Genomic DNA, 19,936 nt, shown 5'->3' with positions numbered 1-19,936 from the left:
GAAACACATGTTGCGCCGCCTTCTTCAACCGGTCTGGGTCCTGCTTGCGATCATCTTCCTGATCGAGGCCTGGCTGTGGGACCATCTCGAACCGATCGTCGCGCGGATTGTCGCAATCATTCCGCTCGCACGCTTCAAGCAATGGCTGACGGAGCGTGTCGATGCGCTCCCGCCGGCCATGACGCTGATCGTGTTCGCGGTGCCGATCCTTCCGCTGTTTCCGCTCAAGCTGGTCGGCCTGTATCTGCTCACGCATGAATACTGGCTCACCGGCATGTCCACGTTCTTGTTCGCCAAGATGCTCGGCGTCGGCGTCACCGCCTTCGTGTTCGACGTCACGCGCGACAAGCTGCTCGAGATGCGCTGGTTCGAGCGCATCTACGATCTGGTGCTCAAGCTGCGCGCCAAGGCGTCCGAGCTGGTCGACCCGATCAAGCGTCGCATCCGCGAGCTGATCTCCGGTAACGGCGAAGGCTGGTCGTCCCGCACGCTGCGTCTGATCCAGCGCTTCCGCAAGAGCGTGCACCAGGCGCGGTGAGCCGTTGAGAAGGCCCGCTTCGTGCCGCCGTCATTGCGAGCGCAGCGAAGCAATCCAGTCTTTCGCGGAGAGATTCTGGATTGCTTCGTCGCTTTGCTCCTCGCAATGACGCGGTGAGGGCCGGCCTCAACCCCTCAATGCAAATGCACCAGATGCGGCCACCACAGGCCGAGCGCGGTCATGAGGATGCCGCCTAGCGTCAGGATGCCGGCGACATAGGCCAGCGCGAACATGCCGGTGATGATGGTGGCTGAGGCCAGCACGATGCCGATCTGGAAGGCGGCGGACGCCAGCTCGAAATGATGGTATTTCGCGGTCGCCTCGTCGCGCTCGTGCTCGGCGTGCTTGGCCTTCTCGGCGAGCTGCTCGGTGCCTTCGCCGGTCTCCGGCTCGGAGCGGTAGCGCTGCGCGGTCTTGGTCCAGTCGTCGACCTGCTTCTGCACCACGGCCTTCATGGCGTCGTCGGTGGTGCCGGCCAGCGTCAGCTTGCCCTGCTCTGCTGCGGTCACCACCACGGTACGGCGGATGCTCTTAGCCTGGAAGAAAGCCCAGAGATTTGCGCCCTCGACGTTTTTGCTGATCGATTCGGTCTGGGCGCCCTTGCCGAGCGTTTCCGAGATCGCCAGGAACAGCGCCAGCACGGCGATCAGGAGCGCGATCTTCTTGTTCGAGCCGGACGCGTGTTCGGCGTGCTCGGCATGCTCCATGCTTTCATGTGCGCTCATGATTCCCCTCCTGCCTTGGTTCCGCAACGATTGACCGAACCGCGCGGCCAGCGCAAGAGGCACGCGCGCTGTGACAGCTTCATGTCAGGAATCAGTGGCGTTCACCGCCGTGGATGCGCGCTGGCATAGACTTCCAGCAGGCGCTCGGAATCGATGCCGGTGTAGATCTGCGTGGTCGAGAGCGAGGAATGGCCGAGCAATTCCTGGATGGCGCGCAGATCCCCGCCGCGTGACAGCAGATGCGTGGCAAAGGAATGCCGGAGTGCGTGCGGCGTCGCGCTGTCGGGCAGGCCGAGCGCGCCGCGCAGCCGCTCCATCGCGAGCTGGATGATGCGCGGGCTCAAGGGGCCGCCGCGCGCGCCGACGAAGATCGGGCCTTCGGCGGGCAGCGGATAGGGGCACATCGCGACGTAGCCCTGCACGAGCTCCAGCACGTTCTGCAGCACCGGCACCATGCGGGTCTTGTTGCCTTTGCCTGTTACGATCAAGACGTCGCCCTCGCCGGGACGCGGCACCTCGCGGCGCTTCAGGCCGAGCGCCTCGGAGATGCGCAGGCCGGAGCCGTACAACAGCGCCATCACCGCGGCATCGCGCGCCAGGATCCAGGTCTCGCGATCCTCGCTGGCCCGCTCGTCGGCATCGGCAAGGCGCTTGGCCGATGCCATCGGCAGCGGCTTCGGCAAGGTCTTGGCCACTTTCGGTGCACGGATCGCCGAGAGTGCGCCGACCTTGCCCTTGCCTTCGCGCTCGAGGAAGCGACCGAACGAGCGCAGGCCGGCCAGCGCGCGCATCAGCGAGCGGCCGGCAATGTCGTCGGCGCGGCGCATCGCCATGAAGGCGCGGACATCGGTGGCTTCCAGCGCCGCGAAGCGCTCCAGCGTGACGCGCTCGCCCCAATGGCTGCACAGGAAATTCAGGCATTGCCGCAAGTCGCGGCCATAGGCTTCCAGCGTCTTCGGCGACAGCCGCCGCTCGGCGCCGAGATGCGACAGCCAGCGCGTCATCTCCTGCGCGATCGAAGGATCGGCGCTGGCGAGCTCGAGTGGTGGGGCGGCGGCCTTGCTCATGCGCACTGGACGTAATGATTCCACCCAGTATATCGCATCACACTCGTTTATCGTTCGCTAAGGCAGCCCCTGGACGCTAGCCTTCAAGCCCCCGGGTTCCGATTCTCCGTTCATGGATCACACGCCGCGCAGCACCACCGCCCCCACCAGCGCGACCGGCATGGTCGACGTGCTGGTGCCGGTCGCGCTCGACCAGACCTATTCCTACAAGGTGCCGCGCGGGATGGAGCTGAAGGCGGGCGATCTCGTCGGCGTGCCGCTCGGCGCGCGCGAGGTGCTGGCCGTGGTCTGGGGGGAGAACGCCAATCCCGATCCCCGCCTGCACAATCGTCTCAAGGAGGTCAGCGAAAAGCTCGACATCCCGCCGCTCAAGCCCGAGCTGCGGGCGGTGGTCGACTGGGTCGCCAATTACACGCTGAGCCCGCGCGGCATGGTGCTGCGCATGTGCCTGCGGATGGGCGAGAATCTCGGTCCCGAGCGCGTGCGTCCCGGCGTGCGCCTGGTCGGCGATCCCCCGAAGCGGCTGACCCCGGCGCGCCAGCGACTGATCGAGGTGCTGTCGGACCGGCTGCTGCACGGCAAGTCGGAGGCGGCGAAAGAGGCGGGCGTCTCCGCGGGCGTGATCGACGGCCTCGTCGACGAAGGCACGCTCACGGTCGAGCCGATGCCGCCGCCTGCGCCGCCGCCCAGCCCTGATCCCGATTTCAGCCGGCCGGATTTTTCGCCGCTGCAGCGTGCCGGTGTGGACGCGATGCGCGCGCTTGCGGCCAACGGTACCTTTCACGTCGCGTTGCTCGACGGCGTCACCGGTTCGGGCAAGACCGAGGTGTATTTCGAGGCCGTTGCTGAAACCATCCGTCGCGGCGGGCAATCGTTGATCCTGATGCCGGAGATCGCGCTCACCGGCCAGTTCCTCGATCGCTTCGCGCAACGCTTTGGCGCACGGCCGATCGAATGGCATTCCGAGCTGACCCCGCGCACCCGCGCCCGCAATTGGGCGGCGATCTCAGCAGGCACCGCCCCGGTCGTGGTCGGCGCGCGCTCGGCGCTGTTTCTGCCCTACGCCAATCTCGGCCTGATCATCGTCGATGAGGAGCACGACCAGGCCTACAAGCAGGACGAGGGCGTGCACTACCACGCCCGCGACATGGCGGTGGTGCGCGGGCATATCGCCAAGATCCCGGTCGTGCTGGCCTCGGCGACGCCGTCGGTCGAGTCCGAGGTCAATGCGCGCAAGAGCCGCTATCAGCGCATCGCGCTGCCCTCGCGCTTCGGCGGCCAGCACATGCCGCATATCGAGGCCATCGACCTGCGCCGCGAGCCGCCGGCGCGGGGCCGCTATATCTCGCCGCGGCTTGCCGGCGAAATCAGAAAAGCGATCGAAAAGCGCGAGCAGGCGTTGCTGTTCCTCAATCGTCGCGGCTACGCGCCGCTGACGCTGTGCCGCGGCTGCGGCCATCGCTTCGCCTGCACAATTTGCGATGCCTGGCTGGTCGATCACCGCTTTCGCCAGCGCCTGGTCTGCCATCATTGCGGCTTCTCGATGCCGCGTCCGCATCTCTGCCCGAACTGTTCGGCGGAAGAATCGCTGGTGGCGGTCGGGCCCGGCGTCGAGCGTTTGCAGGAGGAAGCAGCGGCGCTGTTTCCGGACGCGCGCACCATGGTGCTGTCGAGCGATCTCATCACCTCGATCGAGACCATGCGTTCCGAGCTTGCCGAGATCGCGGAGGGCCGCGTCGACATCATCATCGGCACGCAGCTGGTGGCCAAGGGCCACAATTTTCCGCGGCTCAATCTGGTCGGCGTGGTCGATGCGGATCTCGGCCTGTCCAACGGCGATCCGCGCGCGGCGGAACGCACCTGGCAATTGCTCAACCAGGTGATCGGCCGCGCCGGGCGCGAGCAGGGCCGCGGCGTCGGCTATCTCCAGACCCACCAGCCTGATCATCCCGTGATGAAGGCGCTGATTGCCTGCGATCGCGAGGCCTTCTACGACAGCGAGATCGACTTGCGCGAGCGCACGCTGTATCCGCCGTTCGGCCGGCTCGCCAGCCTGATCATCTCCGCGGGCGACCGACCGAGCGCCGAAGGCCTCGGCCGCCGTATCGTTGCGCTCGCCCCGCGCGACGAGCGCGTGGTTGTGCTGGGACCGGCGGAGGCGCCGCTCGCCGTCATCAAGGGCCGCTACCGCTTCCGCATCCTGGTGAAATCGGCGCGCGGCTTCGACCTCTCGGACTATCTGCGCAACTGGCTCGCGGTCTGCCCGAAGCCGACGGGCAATCAAAAGCTCGAAGTCGACGTCGATCCGCAGAGCTTCTTGTAGCTCCCGCTCCCTCCACGTCATTGCGAGGAGCCCTTGCGACGAAGCAATCCAGAAACTCTCCGCGGAAAGATCTGGATTGCTTCGCTGCGCTCGCAATGACGTTGTGGGAGCCGAGCGAACTCTCCTCTCATGCCCCGGACGCAGCGCAGCGCTTCTTCAGCGGTACGCTGCTGAGCCGGGGCCCATGCCGCAGCGACCGGCCAAACAAGAAAGCCCGCGGTCCCCCAAGACCGCGGGCTTGTTTTCAGACGCGCATCAAACTGATGGAAATTTGCGCGTATTGTGAGGGTGTCGAACGCCTCAGGAGACGACTTCAGCCGTGACGCGACCGACGCCGGCGCCCGTGAGGCCGATGGCGCGGGCAGCACCCGTGGAGAGGTCGAGAACCCGGCCGCGAATGAACGGGCCACGGTCGTTGATGGTCACGACCACGCTCTGGCCGCGGTGGGTGACGCGCAGCTTGGTGCCGAACGGCAGCGAGCGGTGCGCCGCGGTCAGGGCGTTCTGGTTGAAGCGCTGGCCCGAGGCCGTGCGGCTGCCGGACTCGTTGCCGTAAAAAGAGGCCATGCCGGAGAAGCTGTGACCGGAGCCCTGTGACGGCGTCATCGACGCGTTGGCGTTGCGCCAATCGGAGGTCGCGTTGGTATCGGCCTGAGCATGGTGCCGGTGATGATGATGCCGGTGATGCCTGGATTTGGCGGAAGCTTCGGTGGCGGTGCCACCGATGAGGAGAGTTGCGGCAACGAAAGCGATCGCCGTACGCGGCCGGGTCACAGAGCCCAGCGTCTTCAAAGACAGCATTTAGTGGTCCCTAAGCTAGTATTGCCACATATGTGGCCAGTGGAGCCCTCATCAGTTTGTGAGCGAGTTGGCGTTTCGATTCCCAATGCGGCGTGAATTGGGCAGTAAATCCGTTCTGTGTCGTCATGAAACATCTTGTGACTGGCACCGATGTTGCAGCTGATGTTTTGAATTCTTCGGCTTTAACGATTATTTAACCTGTTTATTACTCATCAATACTGTAAAACGAAGTCATAGCCCTAAGCGTTTAGAATTTGGTAAGTATTCGGCGAGTGGAGCCGGCGAACCCGGAATCACGCCTCAGCGATCCGTGTTCATGGCCGCTATGCGCTGAGGGCAGGAACCAAAAAGAGAGGTCAGGGCGAAGCTCGCGACAATTCCGTGACGCGGCAGGTCGTCTCCATGTTCGTGCTCGAGTCCGCGATGCCGTCGCCGGATCAGGTGATTGACGCCTCCAGCGTGCGACGAACTGGCGACAGAACCTCGTGCCTTTAATTTGGCGTCATGTTGCACCTGCGCGCCTGCTATGTTAGCAAAGCCGCGATTTTAACGGACCCGGCACGTCCCGTGTCGGCCGGAAATCGAAGTCCCGCTTGAATTCCAAGGGCTTGGATCGCTTGGCGCCGCTTTGTGGCGACGGTTTTTCCCTTGCGAGTTTGACAGCAAAAAGAGCGCGTCCGTGGCTGCAGAAGATACGTCCGTTTCCGGTGTGTCCGGCCGTTATGCAACGGCCTTGTTTGATCTGGCCCGCGACCAGAAAGTGGTCGACGAGGTCAAGGCAGATCTCGAGAAATTCGAGGCCCTGCTGAACGAGAGTGCCGACCTCAGGCGCCTGGTCCGCAGCCCGGTTTTTGCAGCCGAGGCCCAGTCCAGGGCCCTTTCGGCCGTGCTGGCCAAGGCCGGCATCGCCGGCATCTCCGCCAATTTCCTGAAAGTCCTGACGGCCAATCGCCGCCTGTTCGTGGTGGTCGACGTCATTCGCGCCTACCGCGCCCTGGTCGCCAGGTTCAAGGGCGAGGTGACGGCCGACGTCACCGTGGCGGAAGCGCTTTCGGACAAGAATCTCGACGCCCTCAAGGTTGCCCTGAAGTCGGTGACCGGCAAGGACGTCGCGCTCAACGTGAATGTCGATCCCTCGATCATCGGTGGCCTTGTCGTCAAGCTCGGCAGCCGCATGGTCGATAGTTCGCTTCGCACCAAACTCAATTCGATCAAGCACGCGATGAAAGAGGCAGGCTGATGGACATCCGCGCCGCGGAAATTTCCGCGATCCTCAAGGACCAGATCAAGAATTTCGGCCAGGAAGCTGAAGTCTCCGAAGTCGGACAGGTGCTGTCCGTCGGCGACGGTATCGCCCGCGTCTACGGTCTGGACAACGTCCAGGCCGGCGAAATGGTCGAGTTCGAGAACGGCACCCGCGGCATGGCGCTGAACCTCGAAACCGACAATGTCGGCGTCGTGATCTTCGGCGGCGACCGTGAGATCAAGGAAGGCCAGACCGTCAAGCGCACCCGCGCCATCGTGGACGCGCCGGTCGGCAAGGGCCTGCTCGGCCGCGTCGTCGACGGTCTCGGTAACCCGATCGACGGCAAGGGTCCGATCCAGGCCGACAAGCGCATGCGCGTCGACGTCAAGGCGCCCGGCATCATTCCGCGCAAGTCGGTGAACGAGCCGATGGCGACCGGCCTCAAGGCGATCGACGCCCTGATCCCGATCGGCCGTGGCCAGCGCGAGTTGATCATCGGTGACCGTCAGACCGGCAAGACCGCGATCGCGCTCGACACCATCCTGAACCAGAAGCCGCTCAACGCGCAGCCCGACGAGAACATCAAGCTGTACTGCGTCTACGTCGCAGTCGGCCAGAAGCGTTCGACCGTCGCCCAGTTCGTGAAGGTGCTGGAAGAGCAGGGCGCGCTCGAATATTCGATCGTCGTCGCTGCCACCGCGTCGGATCCGGCGCCGATGCAGTACATCGCGCCGTTCACCGGCTGCACCATGGGCGAGTATTTCCGCGACAACGGCATGCACGCCGTCATCATCTATGACGATCTGTCCAAGCAGGCCGTCGCCTACCGTCAGATGTCGCTGCTGCTGCGCCGTCCGCCGGGCCGCGAAGCCTATCCCGGCGACGTGTTCTATCTGCACTCCCGCCTGCTCGAGCGCGCGGCCAAGCTGAACGCGGATCAGGGCTCGGGCTCGCTGACGGCGCTGCCGGTCATCGAAACCCAGGCCAACGACGTGTCGGCCTACATTCCGACCAACGTCATCTCGATCACCGACGGCCAGATCTTCCTGGAAACCGACCTGTTCTTCCAGGGCATCCGTCCCGCGGTGAACGTCGGTCTGTCGGTGTCGCGCGTCGGCTCCTCGGCGCAGACCAAGGCCACCAAGAAGGTCGCCGGCAAGATCAAGGGCGAGCTGGCGCAGTACCGCGAAATGGCGGCGTTCGCGCAGTTCGGCTCCGATCTCGACGCCTCGACCCAGCGCCTGCTGAACCGCGGCTCGCGCCTCACCGAGCTCCTGAAGCAGCCGCAGTTCTCGCCGCTGAAGATGGAAGAGCAGGTCTGCGTGATCTGGGCCGGCACCAACGGCTATCTCGATCCGCTGCCGGTCAACAAGGTGCGCGCGTTCGAGGACGGTCTGCTGTCGCTGCTGCGCGGCAAGCACGTCGAGATCCTCAATTCGATCCGCGACACCCGCGACCTCACCGACGACACCGCTGCCAAGCTGAAGTCGGTGGTCGAAGGTTTTGCGAAGAGTTTCGCTTAATCGAGAAACGTCATGGCCGGGCCAAAGCGCGAAGCGCGTCTTCGCAATTGAAGCCCCGGCCATCCACGTGTTGCCGCGTGGAGACGAAGACGTGGATGCCCGGGACACGCCCGGGCATGACGACAGGATAGGGTCGCGGTCCAGCCACAGGCTGATCGCCGGGGTGAACGAAGAATGGCGTCACTTAAAGACATGCGCGTGCGCATCGCCTCCACCAAGGCGACGCAAAAGATCACCAAAGCCATGCAAATGGTCGCTGCGTCCAGGTTGCGCCGCGCCCAGCAGGCGGCCGAAGCCGCACGCCCCTATGCAGACAAGATGAGCGCGGTGATCTCAAACATCGCCAGCGCTGCCGCCGGTTCGCCCGGCGCGCCGGCGCTGCTTGCCGGCACCGGCAGGGACCAGGTCCACCTGCTGCTGGTCTGCACCGGCGAGCGCGGCCTGTCGGGTGCCTTCAACTCCTCGATCGTTCGCCTCGCGCGCGATCGTGCCCAGGCGCTCATGGCGCAGGGCAAGGAAGTCAAATTCTTCTGCGTCGGCCGCAAGGGCTATGAGCAGCTCCGCCGCCTGTTCGACAAACAGATCGTCGAGCATCTCGATTTGCGCAGCGTTCGTCAGCTCGGTTTCGTCAACGCCGAGGACATCGCCAGGAAGGTGCTGGCCCGTTTCGAGAACGGCGAGTTCGACGTCTGCACACTGTTCTACGCGCAGTTCAAGTCGGTGATCGCCCAGATCCCGACCGCGCAGCAGATCATTCCGCTGGTCGTGGAAGCGAAGGCGGCGAACGCGCCGGTGACGTCCTACGAATACGAGCCGGAGGAAGACGAACTCCTTTCGGGCCTGCTGCCGCGCAACATCGCGGTGCAGATCTTCCGCGCGCTGCTGGAGAACAACGCTTCGTTCTACGGCGCGCAGATGAGCTCGATGGACAACGCCACCCGCAACGCCGGCGAAATGATCCGCAAGCAAACCCAGATCTACAACCGAACCCGTCAAGCCCAGATCACCAAGGAGCTGATCGAGATCATCTCCGGCGCCGAGGCGGTCTGACACGAACTCAACGACGGTCGTTCAAGTCAAGAATTTCGAAGGAGAGCTAATCATGGCCACAGCAGCTAACCAGGTCGGTCGGGTCACCCAGGTCATGGGCGCCGTCGTCGACGTCAAGTTCGAAGGCCACCTGCCGGCCATTCTGAATTCGCTGGAAACCAGGAACGGCAACATCCGCCTCGTGCTGGAAGTTGCACAGCATCTCGGTGAGTCCACCGTGCGCACGATCGCGATGGACGTGACCGAGGGTCTGGTGCGCGGACAGGAAGTGACCGACACCGGTCAGCCGATCCGCGTTCCCGTCGGCGAAGGCACGCTCGGCCGGATCATCAACGTCATCGGCGAGCCGATCGACGAAGCCGGCCCCGTCAAGTCCGAAGGCCTCCGCCCCATCCATCAGGACGCGCCGAGCTACACCGACCAGTCGACCGAAGCCGAAATTCTGGTCACCGGCATCAAGGTCGTCGATCTCCTGGCTCCGTATGCGAAGGGCGGCAAGATCGGCCTGTTCGGTGGCGCCGGCGTCGGCAAGACCGTGCTGATTCAGGAGCTGATCAACAACGTCGCGAAGGCGCACGGTGGTTACTCCGTGTTCGCCGGCGTCGGCGAGCGGACCCGCGAGGGCAACGACCTCTATCACGAGTTCATCGAGTCCAAGGTCAACGCCGATCCGAAGAACCCGGATCCGAGCGTCAAGTCGAAATGCGCGCTGGTGTTCGGCCAGATGAACGAGCCCCCGGGCGCCCGCGCCCGCGTCGCGCTCACCGGTCTGACCATCGCGGAAGACTTCCGCGACAAGGGCCAGGACGTGCTGTTCTTCGTCGACAACATCTTCCGCTTCACCCAGGCCGGCTCGGAAGTGTCGGCGCTGCTCGGTCGTATTCCGAGCGCCGTGGGTTATCAGCCGACGCTCGCCACCGACATGGGCGCGCTGCAGGAGCGCATCACCACCACGCAGAAGGGTTCGATCACCTCGGTGCAGGCCATCTACGTTCCGGCCGACGACTTGACCGACCCGGCGCCCGCGACCTCGTTCGCGCATCTTGACGCGACCACCACGCTGTCGCGCTCGATCGCCGAAAAGGGCATCTATCCGGCGGTGGACCCGCTCGACTCGACTTCGCGCATGCTCTCCCCGCTGGTCGTCGGCGAGGAGCACTACGCGGTCGCCCGTCAGGTCCAGCAGGTGCTGCAGCGCTACAAGGCGCTCCAGGACATCATCGCCATTCTCGGCATGGACGAGCTTTCGGAAGAGGACAAGCTGACCGTGGCGCGCGCTCGCAAGGTCGAGCGCTTCATGTCGCAGCCGTTCCACGTCGCCGAAATCTTCACGGGATCGCCGGGCAAGTTCGTCGAGCTCGCCGACACCATCAAGGGCTTCAAGGGCCTGGTGGAAGGCAAGTACGACCACCTGCCCGAAGCCGCCTTCTACATGGTCGGCACGATCGAAGAAGCCGTCGAGAAGGGCAAGAAGCTGGCGGCGGAAGCCGCCTAAGACGCTGCTCGTCATTGCCGGGCTTGACCCGGCAATCCATCGAAAGGTGAGAGTCTTTTGTTGGATGGACCCGCGGGTCAAGCCCGCGGGTGACAAGTGAAGAGAACGGAAACATCATGGCCACCTTCCACTTCGATCTCGTCTCTCCGGAAAAGCTCGCGTTCTCGGGCGAGGTCGACCAGGTCGACATTCCCGGCGTCGAGGGTGATTTCGGCGTTCTCGCAGGACATGCGCCGGTCGTGGCTGCGATCCGTCCGGGCATCCTCACCATCACCGTCGGCGGCAAGCATGAGAAGATCATCGTGCTCGGCGGTCTCGCCGAAGTCTCCGAAAAGGGCCTGACCGTGCTCGCCGACGTCGCGACGTCACTGGCAGAGCTCGACCGTGCCCAGTTCGCCGCGACCGTCTCGGAGATGGAAGAGGGCCTGAGGGAGCATGAAGGCAGCGAGCTCGATAACGCCATCGAGCGGCTCGACCACTTCAAGAGCATTCAGCAGCAACTCAACAGCACGGCTATGCACTAAGCCCCGGGGCACCGCTTCGGGGCTCATTCCCGGAATTTCATTGGATAAACTCAGCGCTCGTCACGGAAGTGGCGGGCGCTGAAACTTTGTTGCGCCCCTCACATGCAAATCGCCTGAGAAAATTCTCCAGCCATCGCAACCCCATCGCTACTGTGCATGGGGTTGTTTTCGCGATTTCAGCCTGCGAAGCCGGCGAACTGCTCGGCCACTGCGCGGTAAACCTCACGGCGAAACGGCACCACGACATCGGCGACATGATCCAGCCGCTCCCAGCGCCAGGCATCGAACTCCGCGGGCTGGCCGTTGCGCGGCGTCAGCGGGTCAATCTCGTCATCCTTGCCGGTGAAGCGCAGCGCGAACCATTTCTGCCGCTGGCCGCGGAATTTTGCGAGGCGATGCGTCTGCGGCCCGTCGTAAGGCGGGAATTCGTAGGTGAGCCAGTCGGTCTCGCCGAGATAGGTCGCGCTCTTGACGCTGGTCTCCTCCCAGAGCTCGCGCATCGCGGCATCGCGCAAGTTCTCGCCGTCGTCGACGCCGCCCTGCGGCATCTGCCAGTCGAGCCCCGGCAAAATGATCTCGGGCCCGTCACCCTTGAAGCGGTGACCGATCAGCACGCGGCCTTCGGCATTGAAGAGGGCAATCCCCACGTTGGGGCGGTAGGGCTTTTCACTCGTCACGCGCAAATCTCTCGTCGTCATTCTCGGCTGCATTAGCACCGAAGCCGGGACGACAATTCGATTTATTGGTTCGCCAGCGCGGAAAATTCCTGCACCACGCGCTCATAGACCGGGCGCTTGAAGGGAATGATCAGCCCGGTCAGGTTCTTCATCGGCTCCCAGCGCCAGCTCACGAATTCGGCCTTGTGGCCGCCGCCGCCGGGCCTCTCGACATTGATCTCGCTGTCCTTGCCGGTGAAGCGCACTGCGAACCATTTCTGGCGCTGGCCGCGGTAGCGGCCCTTCCAGGCGCGCCCGGCGACCGTGCGCGGAATGTCGTAAGTGAGCCAGTCCGGGACCTCGCCGAGCCGCTCCACCGAGCGCACGCTGGTCTCCTCATAGAGCTCGCGCCTGGCGGCGTCCCATGTGTCCTCGCCGGGATCGACGCCGCCTTGCGGCATCTGCCAGACATGGGTGTCGTCGACATGCTCGATGCCGCCGGCGCGGCGGCCGATGAACACCAGGCCTTCTGTGTTGATCAGCATCACGCCGACGCAGGTCCGGTAGGGCAGATCCTCGTAACGCGCCATTCCGCCAGACCTCTCGCATGCTGCTGGTTGCGGCTTGACCGGTTCCGCGGGACCCGGGCCGTACCAATCCGTTGATTCAGCTGGATTTTGATTTCAGCATCGCGGTTGTCAATGGCACCAAAAGGATACCCCGGTCGCCCAATGCCTTGGTCCAGGCGCTGATGCGCTCGATCGAGACGGGAAGGGCGCTAGCCGTGCCGACAGCCGCGCCGCGCTCGCGCGCCGCCGATTCGAGCTTGTTCAGGGCGCGGTCGATCTCGGTCGGCGTCGGCACCACGTCGATCGCGATGTCGCCCCTGCCGAAAGGCATCGCCGCGCTGGCCGCGGCCGGGGCTGCGATGCTACGGGGCGAGGAGCCGTCGTCGAAGAAGCCGAGGCCGCGCTTAGCCGCCTCGCGGATGATCGGCTGCATCGCCGCCTCCGTCGCGATGAAGCGGGCGCCCATGAAATTGGTGATGCCGGCATAGCCCTGCATCCGGCTGAAATGCCAGTACAGGCGGTCCATGTTCTGGTCGGCGCTAAGCGAGGTCAGCAGCGTCTGCGGTCCCGGATCATTGTCGGGGAAGTCGTAGGGCTCCATCGGGATCTGGAGGAAGATCTCGTGGCGCTGCGCGCGGGCCCGTTCGGCGAGCTTGCCGGGATCGGTACCGTAAGGCGTGAAGGCCAGCGTTACCGCCGCCGGCAGCTTCATGATGGCATCGGTGGTCTTTGCGGCGCCGACGCCGAGGCCGCCGATCACGATGGCGACCACCGGCATCTTGGCGGCCTTGGCGCGATCGGCGTCGGCCGCATAGACGTTGAACGGCTTCAGCCCGTCGGCGACCGCCGGGATCATGCCGTAGCGTGACTTCTCCAGCAGTTTTGGATTGATCCCGGCCATGACGGGCGGCGGGGCCGACGCGGCTGCGGCCTTGTCGCCTGCGTCCTCGCCGGCGCCGATCACCACGTCGTGGCGGGCGCCGGTGGAGCCGTCGATCATGGTGACGGTCTTCTGCTCGCCGGGCGCGGCCTGCTTCGGCGCGTCCTGGCTATCGTGCTTGCCGTCCGGCTTGCTCTCTTGCTTGCTAGCCTGGGCGTGGCCGGCGGCGGGCTTCTCATCGGTCGCCTTGTTGGCGCCGTTCTCGCGGATCGCGATCCGGGTCATCGGCTCGCCGCCGAGCGGATCCTTGTTGAAGATGGCGAAGCCGGCAAAGGTGAGGAGGAACAGGCCGAGCAGCACGGCGAGCGCCTGCACCGCCGTGAACGGCAGCCGCAGCCGGCGTTTCCGGCGCGGCTTATCCTGTCCGAGCGGGGCGCTCAGATCATCGGCCGTTTCAGTCATGCGCGATCCCGAATCACTGCCAATGACGATACCACGCCGGGGTCAAGCGGCGGCAGGCCGGGATAGGCCGGGGGACCGGTCGTTCCAAGCAAAAAGGGCGGCCCTGGAGCCGCCCGTTTCGTCAAATCGTTTGGTGCCAGGATTTGGCTTGAAGCCTTAGTTCGCCGCTTTGGGCTTGTCAGTCGTGGCCTTGTTGTCGCCGCCGGGGGTGGGCGCGGCGGATGCGCTGTTCTTGATGCCGTGGAGCAGGTCGTCGGCGAGCTTGAGCGCCTTGTCGTCCTTGGCGTCCGGCGGGACGTAGGACTGCGAGCCGGTCTTCTCGTCGCCGTCGTTTTTGAGATGGCCGCGCAGCGAAGCCTCGCCCTTGGTGTCGGTGCGCGACTTCAGCTCGTCCGGCACGTCCTGCAGCACTTCGATGTCGGGCACGATGCCCTTGGCCTGGATCGACTTGCCCGACGGCGTGTAATAGCGCGCCGTGGTCAGCCGTAGCGCGCCATTGCCGCTGCCGAGCGGAATGATGGTCTGCACCGAACCCTTGCCGAACGAGCGCGTGCCGACGATGGTCGCGCGCTTGTGGTCCTGCAGCGCGCCGGCGACGATCTCCGACGCCGAGGCCGAGCCGCCATTGACCAGCACGATGATGGGCTTGCCCTTGGTCAGATCGCCCGAATGCGCGGTGCGACGCTGGGTCTCCTCGGCATTGCGGCCGCGGGTCGACACGATCTCGCCCTTCTCCAGGAACGAGTCGGAGACGGTGACCGCTTCCTCGAGCAGGCCGCCCGGATTGTTGCGGAGGTCGATGACGTATCCCTTCAGCTTGTCGCCGATCTGATTCGAGAGGTTGGCAACCTCGCGCTTAAGGCCCTCGGTGGTCTGCTCGTTGAAGGTGGTGATGCGGATATAGGCGATGTCGTCGGCCTCGACGCGCGCGCGCACCGAACGGACGCGGATGTTGTCGCGCACCAGCGTGACGTCGATCGGATTGTCCTGGCCCTTGCGGATGATCTTGAGCTTGATCTTGGTGTTGACCGGGCCGCGCATCTTCTCGACCGCCTGGTTCAGGGTCAGTCCCTGCACCGCCTCGTCGTCGAGATTGGTGATGATGTCGTTGGCCATGACGCCGGCACGCGAAGCGGGGGTGTCGTCGATCGGCGAGACCACCTTGATCAGGCCGTCTTCCATCGTCACCTCGATGCCGAGGCCGCCGAACTCACCGCGGGTCTGCACCTGCATGTCGCGGAAGCTCTTGGCATCCATGTAGCTCGAATGCGGATCGAGACCGGTAAGCATGCCGCTGATGGCGGATTCGATCAGCTTGGTGTCGTCGGGTTTCTCGACATAGTCGGAGCGCACGCGCTCGAAGACGTCGCCGAACAGATTGAGCTGGCGATAGGTGTCCGCGGTGGCGGCTCGCGCGCTGGAGCCCATGAACACCGCGCGCGGCTGGGTCACGAACAGCATCAGCGCCGCACCGGTGGCCGCGCTGAGGAGGATTACTGAAGTCTTGCGCATCATCCGCGAACCTTCTCGCCTTCATTTGCGGCCCACCATGGGCCTGGATCGATTGGAGTGCCGTCCTTACGGAACTCGACATACAGCACAGGTTGGCTCGCGTTCGTCGCGAGAATGGAGGCGACCTGAGAGGTCGATCCCATCGTCGCAACCGGCTCCCCCGTGAGCACAAACTGTCCGATGTTGACCGAAATGCGCTCCATCCCGGCGATCAGGACATGATACCCGCCCCCGGCATTGAGGATCAAGAGTTGTCCATAGCTGCGGAACGGACCTGAATAGACCACCCAGCCGTCACACGGCGTTGTGACCTGGGAGCCGGGCTTGGTCGCCAGCGAAATGCCCTTCTGGACCCCGCCGACCCCGTCGGAACCGCCGAAATCCCTGATCTTGTTACCGTTAACCGGAAGCGGCAGGAGACCCTTGGCGGAGGCAAAGACGATCGCGGGGGTGGTCCGCGACCGGTCCTTGAACACGCCCGGGCCGGATTTGGCGCTTGAGCTGGCGGCCGCCGCCTTGGCCTCGGCCTGCCTTGCGGCTTCGGCAGCCTTCTCGGCGGCCTTGGCGGCGCTCTGCAGATCCTGCTCCATCTTGGTGATCAGGCCCTGGAGATCGCCGACCTGCTTTGAAAGCATGATCGCGCGCGAATTCTCGGCGTTGAGATCCTTTTCGCGCTCCGCCTGCTGGCGCTGCCGCTCGTCGACGAGGGCGGTGAGCCGGGTCTGGTCGTTGCGGACCTTGTCGCGGTCGGAGGCGAGCTGGTCGCGCTCGGTGGCGATAGTCCTGCGCAAGGCCACGAGCTCGCCGAGCTCGCTTGCGATCTTTTCGGCGCGGCCGCGCAACTCCGGTACCACGGCGCCGAGCAGCATGGCGGTGCGCAGCGATTGCAGCGCATCTTCGGGCCGTACCAGCAGCGCCGGCGGCGTGCGCCGTCCGGCCCGCTGCAACGCCGCCAGCACCTCGACGATGTCGGCGCGGCGCGAATCGAGCGAGGCGCGCATCGCCTGCTCGCGTCCGTTGAGCGCGCGCAGCCGTGCTTCGGTTTCGTCGATCTTGGTCTCGACGCTGCGCACATTGGCGGCGGTGTCGATCAGCTGCTGATTGAGCTGGGTGCGGTCCTGGCCGAGCGAGGTGATCTCGGCCTTGAGCTTGGCCTGGGCTTCTTCGGCGCTCTTCTGCCTGGCGCGCGCGGCTTCCAGCTCCTGCTCGCGCTGCTTGATGGCGTCGGGCGATATGGAGGCGGTCTGTGGCGCCGGCGCTGCCGTCTGAGCTTGCGCGAGGCTTATGCAAGCTTGCACGAGGCTTGCGCCGGCGACGCCAGTGATCAGCAGCAGGTTGAGGAGCGGCGCTCGCATCGTGTCGGCAAAGGTGCTCGTTGTGGCGCGCATCACGCGCGGTGATAGGGGTGGCCGGCCAGAATGGTGGCGGCCCGATAAAGCTGTTCCAGAAGCATGACGCGAACCATTTGGTGCGGCCAGGTCGCAGAGCCGAACGCGATCGCAAGCTTGGCCTTACGGCGCAATTCGGGCGAAAGTCCGTCCGCCCCTCCGATCACGAAGATAGTTTGTCCGGCACCTTCGTCTCGCCAGCGTCCGAGATGCCGTGCGAATACGGTGGAGTCGAGATTTTGCCCGCGCTCGTCCAGCGCCACCAGGATCGATTTGTCCGGGATATGCGCCGAGATCGCGGCGGCCTCTTCGGTCATCCGCGTAGCGGTGTCGCGCGCGCGGCTCTCGGGGATTTCGTGGACCAGCAGCTCGCGGAATCCGAGCTTGCGGCCGGCCTCGTCGAACCGCTCGAAATAGCGGTCGGCAAGTTCCCGTTCGGGGCCCTGCTTCAGCCGGCCCACCGCAATGACAGCAACGCGCATGATGTCTTCAGGGTCGTGTTTTCGAGACCGCGCGCAGGTGGCGCGCGCACGACGCTAGCATGCGCGTCAGCCGATTCGAAATCGGCTCAGCGAGCCTAGATCGCTTTCGCAGCCCCCGGGCCCTGCGTGTACAGCCGCTCGAGGCTGTAGAACTCGCGGACTTCGGGTCTGAACACGTGCACGATCACATCGCCGGAATCGATCAGCACCCAGTCGCAATTGGGCAAGCCCTCGACATGGATGTTCTTGATGCCGTTTTCCTTGAGGCCCTTGGCGACGTTTTCCGCGATCGCGCCAACGTGCCGGTTCACCCGGCCGGTGGTGACGATCATGTAGTCGGAGTACGCCGATTTGCCGCGAAGGTCGATGGTGACCGTCTCTTCCGCCTTCATGTCCTCGAGGCGGGAGAGGATCAGGCTCAGCGTCTTGTCGGCGTCGGGTTGCGCCTTCAAGGCCGCAGCTTTGGCCGATGTTTTACGCGCCGGCTTGGCAACCTTGGGTAAAACAGACTTCGTCGAAGCTGACTTCGTGGAAGCTGACTTCGTGGAAGCTGACTTGGACAATACAGATGTGGTCAGGGACCATTCCTTTCACTGTATCGCGAACGCCGAATCCGGCGCTCACCGGTTACACTACATCATGTGGGGTTAAGGGTTTCAATATGCCAGAGAGCCCGACGTCCCCACGACGCCGCCACTCCGTCTCACTTCGTACCTTTCCAGCTCCCGTCCGGGTTCCGTAAGCCGGTCGAGGAGAGATTAAGCTTCAATCCGGTCAGGAAAATCCAGGCCGGGGCCGGCCGATCTGCAAGCAATGCTGCCTCATTCTCGGGCACGCGGTAGCGTGCCAGCGCCTGGGCGGCGGGCGAGGCGAGGGCACGGAAACTCTGCGGCGGGCGATCGATGACCGCAATGGGCACCTGGTCGGCGATGCGCCGCCACTGCTGCCAACGATGGAATTGAGCGAGGTTGTCAGCGCCCATAATCCAGACAAAGCGCAAGCCACTGAGACGGCGGCGCAAGGTGTTGATCGTGTCGATAGTATAGCGGGTGCGAATGACGGATTCGAGACAGCTCACCTCGATCCGCGGGTCGTCGGCGACGTCGCGTGCCGCCTGCATGCGCTCCCCGAGTTCATGCAGCGTACCGTTCTCTTTCAGCGGATTGCCGGGGGTCACCAGCCACCAGACGCGATCGAGCTGAAGGCGCTTCAGGGCGAACTGGCTGATCGCGCGATGGGCCTCGTGCGGCGGATTGAACGAGCCGCCGAGCAGGCCGACGCGCATGCCCTTCGTATAGGGCGGTATGGCCTGCGCGAAGAATCGCGGGGCGACGAAATTGTTGCTCAATGCCCCGCGCCTTGCGCCATCACTTACGGCCGCGTCTGTCCGGTGCCGTGAACGCGATATTTGAAGCTCGTCAGCTGCTCGGCGCCGACAGGGCCGCGGGCGTGGAAGCGGCCGGTCGCAATCCCGATCTCGGCGCCGAAGCCGAACTCGCCGCCATCGGCGAACTGTGTCGAGGCGTTGTGCAGCACGATCGCGGAATCGACCTCGCTCAGGAATTTCGTCGCAGTCGCCTCATCCGCGCTCACGATCGCATCGGTGTGATGCGAGCCATGGTTCTGGATGTGCGCGATCGCGCCGTCGACGCCGTCCACGACCTTCGCCGCGATGATCGCGTCGAGATATTCGGTGTCCCAATCGTCCTTGCTCGCAGGTTTGACGCGCGTATCCGTTGCTTGCACCGTTTCGTCGCCGCGCACTTCGCAGCCGGCCTCGATCAGCATCTCGACCAGCGGCTTCAGATTCTTGGCCGCAGCAGCGCGATCGACCAGCAGTGTCTCGGCCGCGCCGCAGACGCCGGTGCGGCGCATTTTAGCGTTGAGCACGATCGACTTCGCCATGGCGAGGTCGGCGCTGGCATCGACATAGACGTGGTTGACGCCTTCGAGATGCGCGAACACGGGCACGCGCGCTTCCTGCTCGACGCGCGCGACGAGGCTCTTGCCGCCGCGGGGCACGATCACGTCGACGGCGCCGTTGAGGCCCGACAGCATCATGCCGACCGCCGCGCGGTCGCGCGTCGGCACCAGCGTGATCGCAGCTTCAGGCAGACCGGCTTCGCGCAGGCCCTGCACCAGGCAGTCATGGATCGCGCGGCAGGAACGAAAACTGTCCGAGCCGCCGCGCAGGATCACGGCATTGCCGGACTTCAGGCACAGCACGCCCGCATCCGCCGCGACGTTTGGCCGGCTCTCGAAGATCACGCCGACGACGCCGAGCGGCACGCGCACGCGCTCGATGGTCATGCCGTTCGGCCGCTGCCAACTCTCGGTGACGATGCCGATGGGATCGGCGATGCCGCGCACGATGCCGATACCTTCGGCCATCCTCTCGACCCGCGCCGGCGTCAGCGTCAGGCGATCGATGAAAGAGGAGGTGGCATTGCCGGAGGCGCGGGCTTCGGTGACGTCCTCGGCATTGGCGGCAAGGATCGCCGCAGCGCTTTGGCGGATCGCCCGCTCCATGGCTTCAAGCGCCCGGTTCTTCTGCTCCGGCGGCGCCAGCGCCAGGATGCGCGCGGCAGCGCGGGCCCGGGTCCCGAGATCGGACATCAGGGCCTGGAGATCGGCATTGCCGTCGACAGCTTTGAGGGGGGCGGCCATGGGGAGTTCAACCTTCTGCTAAGGCGGT

General features: G+C 64.8%; 20 protein-coding genes. 8 read left to right on the top strand and 12 right to left on the bottom strand.

The annotated features are described in order from the left end of the window. The first annotated feature begins 7 nt into the window (after nt 1-7). Entirely contained in the window at nt 8-538 is a 531-nt protein-coding gene (locus C7G42_RS00215; RefSeq protein WP_106947117.1) for a hypothetical protein, read from the top strand. 134 nt (nt 539-672) lie between these two features. Here the strand turns inward: C7G42_RS00215 and C7G42_RS00210 are convergent, their stop codons facing one another. Then, on the bottom strand, nt 673-1,263 hold the full coding sequence (locus C7G42_RS00210) for a DUF4337 domain-containing protein (protein ID WP_106947116.1): 591 nt from the start codon (nt 1,261-1,263) through the stop codon (nt 673-675). Nucleotides 1,264-1,364: 101 nt separating this feature from the next. Beyond that, nucleotides 1,365-2,330 carry a tyrosine recombinase XerC gene (locus tag C7G42_RS00205; protein WP_106947115.1) on the bottom strand — a complete coding sequence of 322 codons (966 nt, stop codon included), beginning with the start codon at nt 2,328-2,330 and terminating at the stop codon, nt 1,365-1,367. A 112-nt stretch (nt 2,331-2,442) separates the two neighbouring features. On the opposite strand from C7G42_RS00205, the gene C7G42_RS00200 reads away from it, so the two are divergent. Further along, nucleotides 2,443-4,653, top strand: a complete 2,211-nt coding sequence (locus C7G42_RS00200; RefSeq protein WP_106947114.1) for a primosomal protein N' — start codon at nt 2,443-2,445, stop codon at nt 4,651-4,653. Nucleotides 4,654-4,953: 300 nt separating this feature from the next. On the opposite strand, the gene C7G42_RS00195 is transcribed toward C7G42_RS00200, so the two are convergent. Next, on the bottom strand, nt 4,954-5,454 hold the full coding sequence (locus C7G42_RS00195; RefSeq protein ID WP_106947113.1) for a septal ring lytic transglycosylase RlpA family protein: 501 nt from the start codon (nt 5,452-5,454) through the stop codon (nt 4,954-4,956). Nucleotides 5,455-6,133: 679 nt separating this feature from the next. On the opposite strand from C7G42_RS00195, the gene C7G42_RS00190 reads away from it, so the two are divergent. The 5 genes from C7G42_RS00190 to C7G42_RS00170 all read left to right on the top strand — a co-directional run bounded on the left by C7G42_RS00190 (nt 6,134) and on the right by C7G42_RS00170 (nt 11,292). Beyond that, nucleotides 6,134-6,694 (top strand): F0F1 ATP synthase subunit delta, encoded by a 561-nt coding sequence (locus tag C7G42_RS00190; RefSeq protein WP_094972754.1) that lies wholly within the window; start codon nt 6,134-6,136, stop codon nt 6,692-6,694. After that, nucleotides 6,694-8,223, top strand: a complete 1,530-nt coding sequence (atpA, locus tag C7G42_RS00185) for a F0F1 ATP synthase subunit alpha (protein ID WP_106947112.1) — start codon at nt 6,694-6,696, stop codon at nt 8,221-8,223. Before C7G42_RS00190 ends, atpA begins: the two co-directional genes overlap by 1 nt. Before the next feature lie 174 nt (nt 8,224-8,397). Beyond that, the gene (locus C7G42_RS00180) at nt 8,398-9,273 is read left to right on the top strand and encodes a F0F1 ATP synthase subunit gamma (protein ID WP_106947111.1); all 876 of its coding nucleotides are present in this window, start codon (nt 8,398-8,400) and stop codon (nt 9,271-9,273) included. Between the two features lie 52 nt (nt 9,274-9,325). After that, nucleotides 9,326-10,768, top strand: coding sequence for a F0F1 ATP synthase subunit beta (gene atpD, locus C7G42_RS00175; protein WP_106947110.1), 1,443 nt, complete (start codon nt 9,326-9,328; stop codon nt 10,766-10,768). Nucleotides 10,769-10,884: 116 nt separating this feature from the next. Beyond that, entirely contained in the window at nt 10,885-11,292 is a 408-nt protein-coding gene (locus tag C7G42_RS00170) for a F0F1 ATP synthase subunit epsilon (RefSeq protein WP_106947109.1), read from the top strand. Between the two features lie 176 nt (nt 11,293-11,468). On the opposite strand, the gene C7G42_RS00165 is transcribed toward C7G42_RS00170, so the two are convergent. From C7G42_RS00165 to rsfS, 7 genes are all read right to left on the bottom strand, one after another. Further along, nucleotides 11,469-11,969 carry an RNA pyrophosphohydrolase gene (locus C7G42_RS00165; RefSeq protein WP_199580577.1) on the bottom strand — a complete coding sequence of 167 codons (501 nt, stop codon included), beginning with the start codon at nt 11,967-11,969 and terminating at the stop codon, nt 11,469-11,471. A 62-nt stretch (nt 11,970-12,031) separates the two neighbouring features. Further along, entirely contained in the window at nt 12,032-12,538 is a 507-nt protein-coding gene (locus tag C7G42_RS00160; protein WP_106947107.1) for an RNA pyrophosphohydrolase, read from the bottom strand. 76 nt (nt 12,539-12,614) lie between these two features. Continuing rightward, the gene (locus C7G42_RS00155) at nt 12,615-13,859 is read right to left on the bottom strand and encodes a divergent polysaccharide deacetylase family protein (RefSeq protein ID WP_106947106.1); all 1,245 of its coding nucleotides are present in this window, start codon (nt 13,857-13,859) and stop codon (nt 12,615-12,617) included. Nucleotides 13,860-14,015: 156 nt separating this feature from the next. After that, nucleotides 14,016-15,374, bottom strand: a complete 1,359-nt coding sequence (locus tag C7G42_RS00150; RefSeq protein ID WP_106947105.1) for a S41 family peptidase — start codon at nt 15,372-15,374, stop codon at nt 14,016-14,018. Then, nucleotides 15,371-16,726 (bottom strand): murein hydrolase activator EnvC family protein, encoded by a 1,356-nt coding sequence (locus C7G42_RS00145; RefSeq protein ID WP_106948793.1) that lies wholly within the window; start codon nt 16,724-16,726, stop codon nt 15,371-15,373. Before C7G42_RS00145 ends, C7G42_RS00150 begins: the two co-directional genes overlap by 4 nt. A 32-nt stretch (nt 16,727-16,758) precedes the next feature. Further along, the gene (gene rlmH, locus C7G42_RS00140; RefSeq protein ID WP_106947104.1) at nt 16,759-17,241 is read right to left on the bottom strand and encodes a 23S rRNA (pseudouridine(1915)-N(3))-methyltransferase RlmH; all 483 of its coding nucleotides are present in this window, start codon (nt 17,239-17,241) and stop codon (nt 16,759-16,761) included. A gap of 95 nt (nt 17,242-17,336) precedes the next feature. Beyond that, nucleotides 17,337-17,693: a ribosome silencing factor gene (gene rsfS, locus C7G42_RS00135; protein WP_106947103.1), complete on the bottom strand. Its 357-nt coding sequence runs from the start codon at nt 17,691-17,693 to the stop codon at nt 17,337-17,339. Here rsfS and C7G42_RS36290 point away from each other — a divergent pair. Then, on the top strand, nt 17,608-17,892 hold the full coding sequence (locus tag C7G42_RS36290) for a pentapeptide repeat-containing protein (RefSeq protein ID WP_106947102.1): 285 nt from the start codon (nt 17,608-17,610) through the stop codon (nt 17,890-17,892). The genes rsfS and C7G42_RS36290 overlap by 86 nt on opposite strands. A 52-nt stretch (nt 17,893-17,944) precedes the next feature. On the opposite strand, the gene C7G42_RS00125 is transcribed toward C7G42_RS36290, so the two are convergent. Together C7G42_RS00125 and C7G42_RS00120 are read right to left on the bottom strand one after the other, a co-directional pair. Beyond that, nucleotides 17,945-18,589, bottom strand: a complete 645-nt coding sequence (locus C7G42_RS00125) for a nicotinate-nucleotide adenylyltransferase (protein WP_106947101.1) — start codon at nt 18,587-18,589, stop codon at nt 17,945-17,947. Between the two features lie 23 nt (nt 18,590-18,612). Beyond that, complete coding sequence (locus C7G42_RS00120; RefSeq protein ID WP_106947100.1) at nt 18,613-19,908, bottom strand: glutamate-5-semialdehyde dehydrogenase; 1,296 nt, start codon at nt 19,906-19,908, stop codon at nt 18,613-18,615. Nucleotides 19,909-19,936 lie beyond the last annotated feature (28 nt).

This window comes from Bradyrhizobium sp. MOS003, from assembly GCF_003020125.1.
Lineage (GTDB): Bacteria > Pseudomonadota > Alphaproteobacteria > Rhizobiales > Xanthobacteraceae > Bradyrhizobium.
Note: the sequence above shows the minus strand (reverse complement) of the source record. Positions and strands in the feature narration are given on the sequence as shown.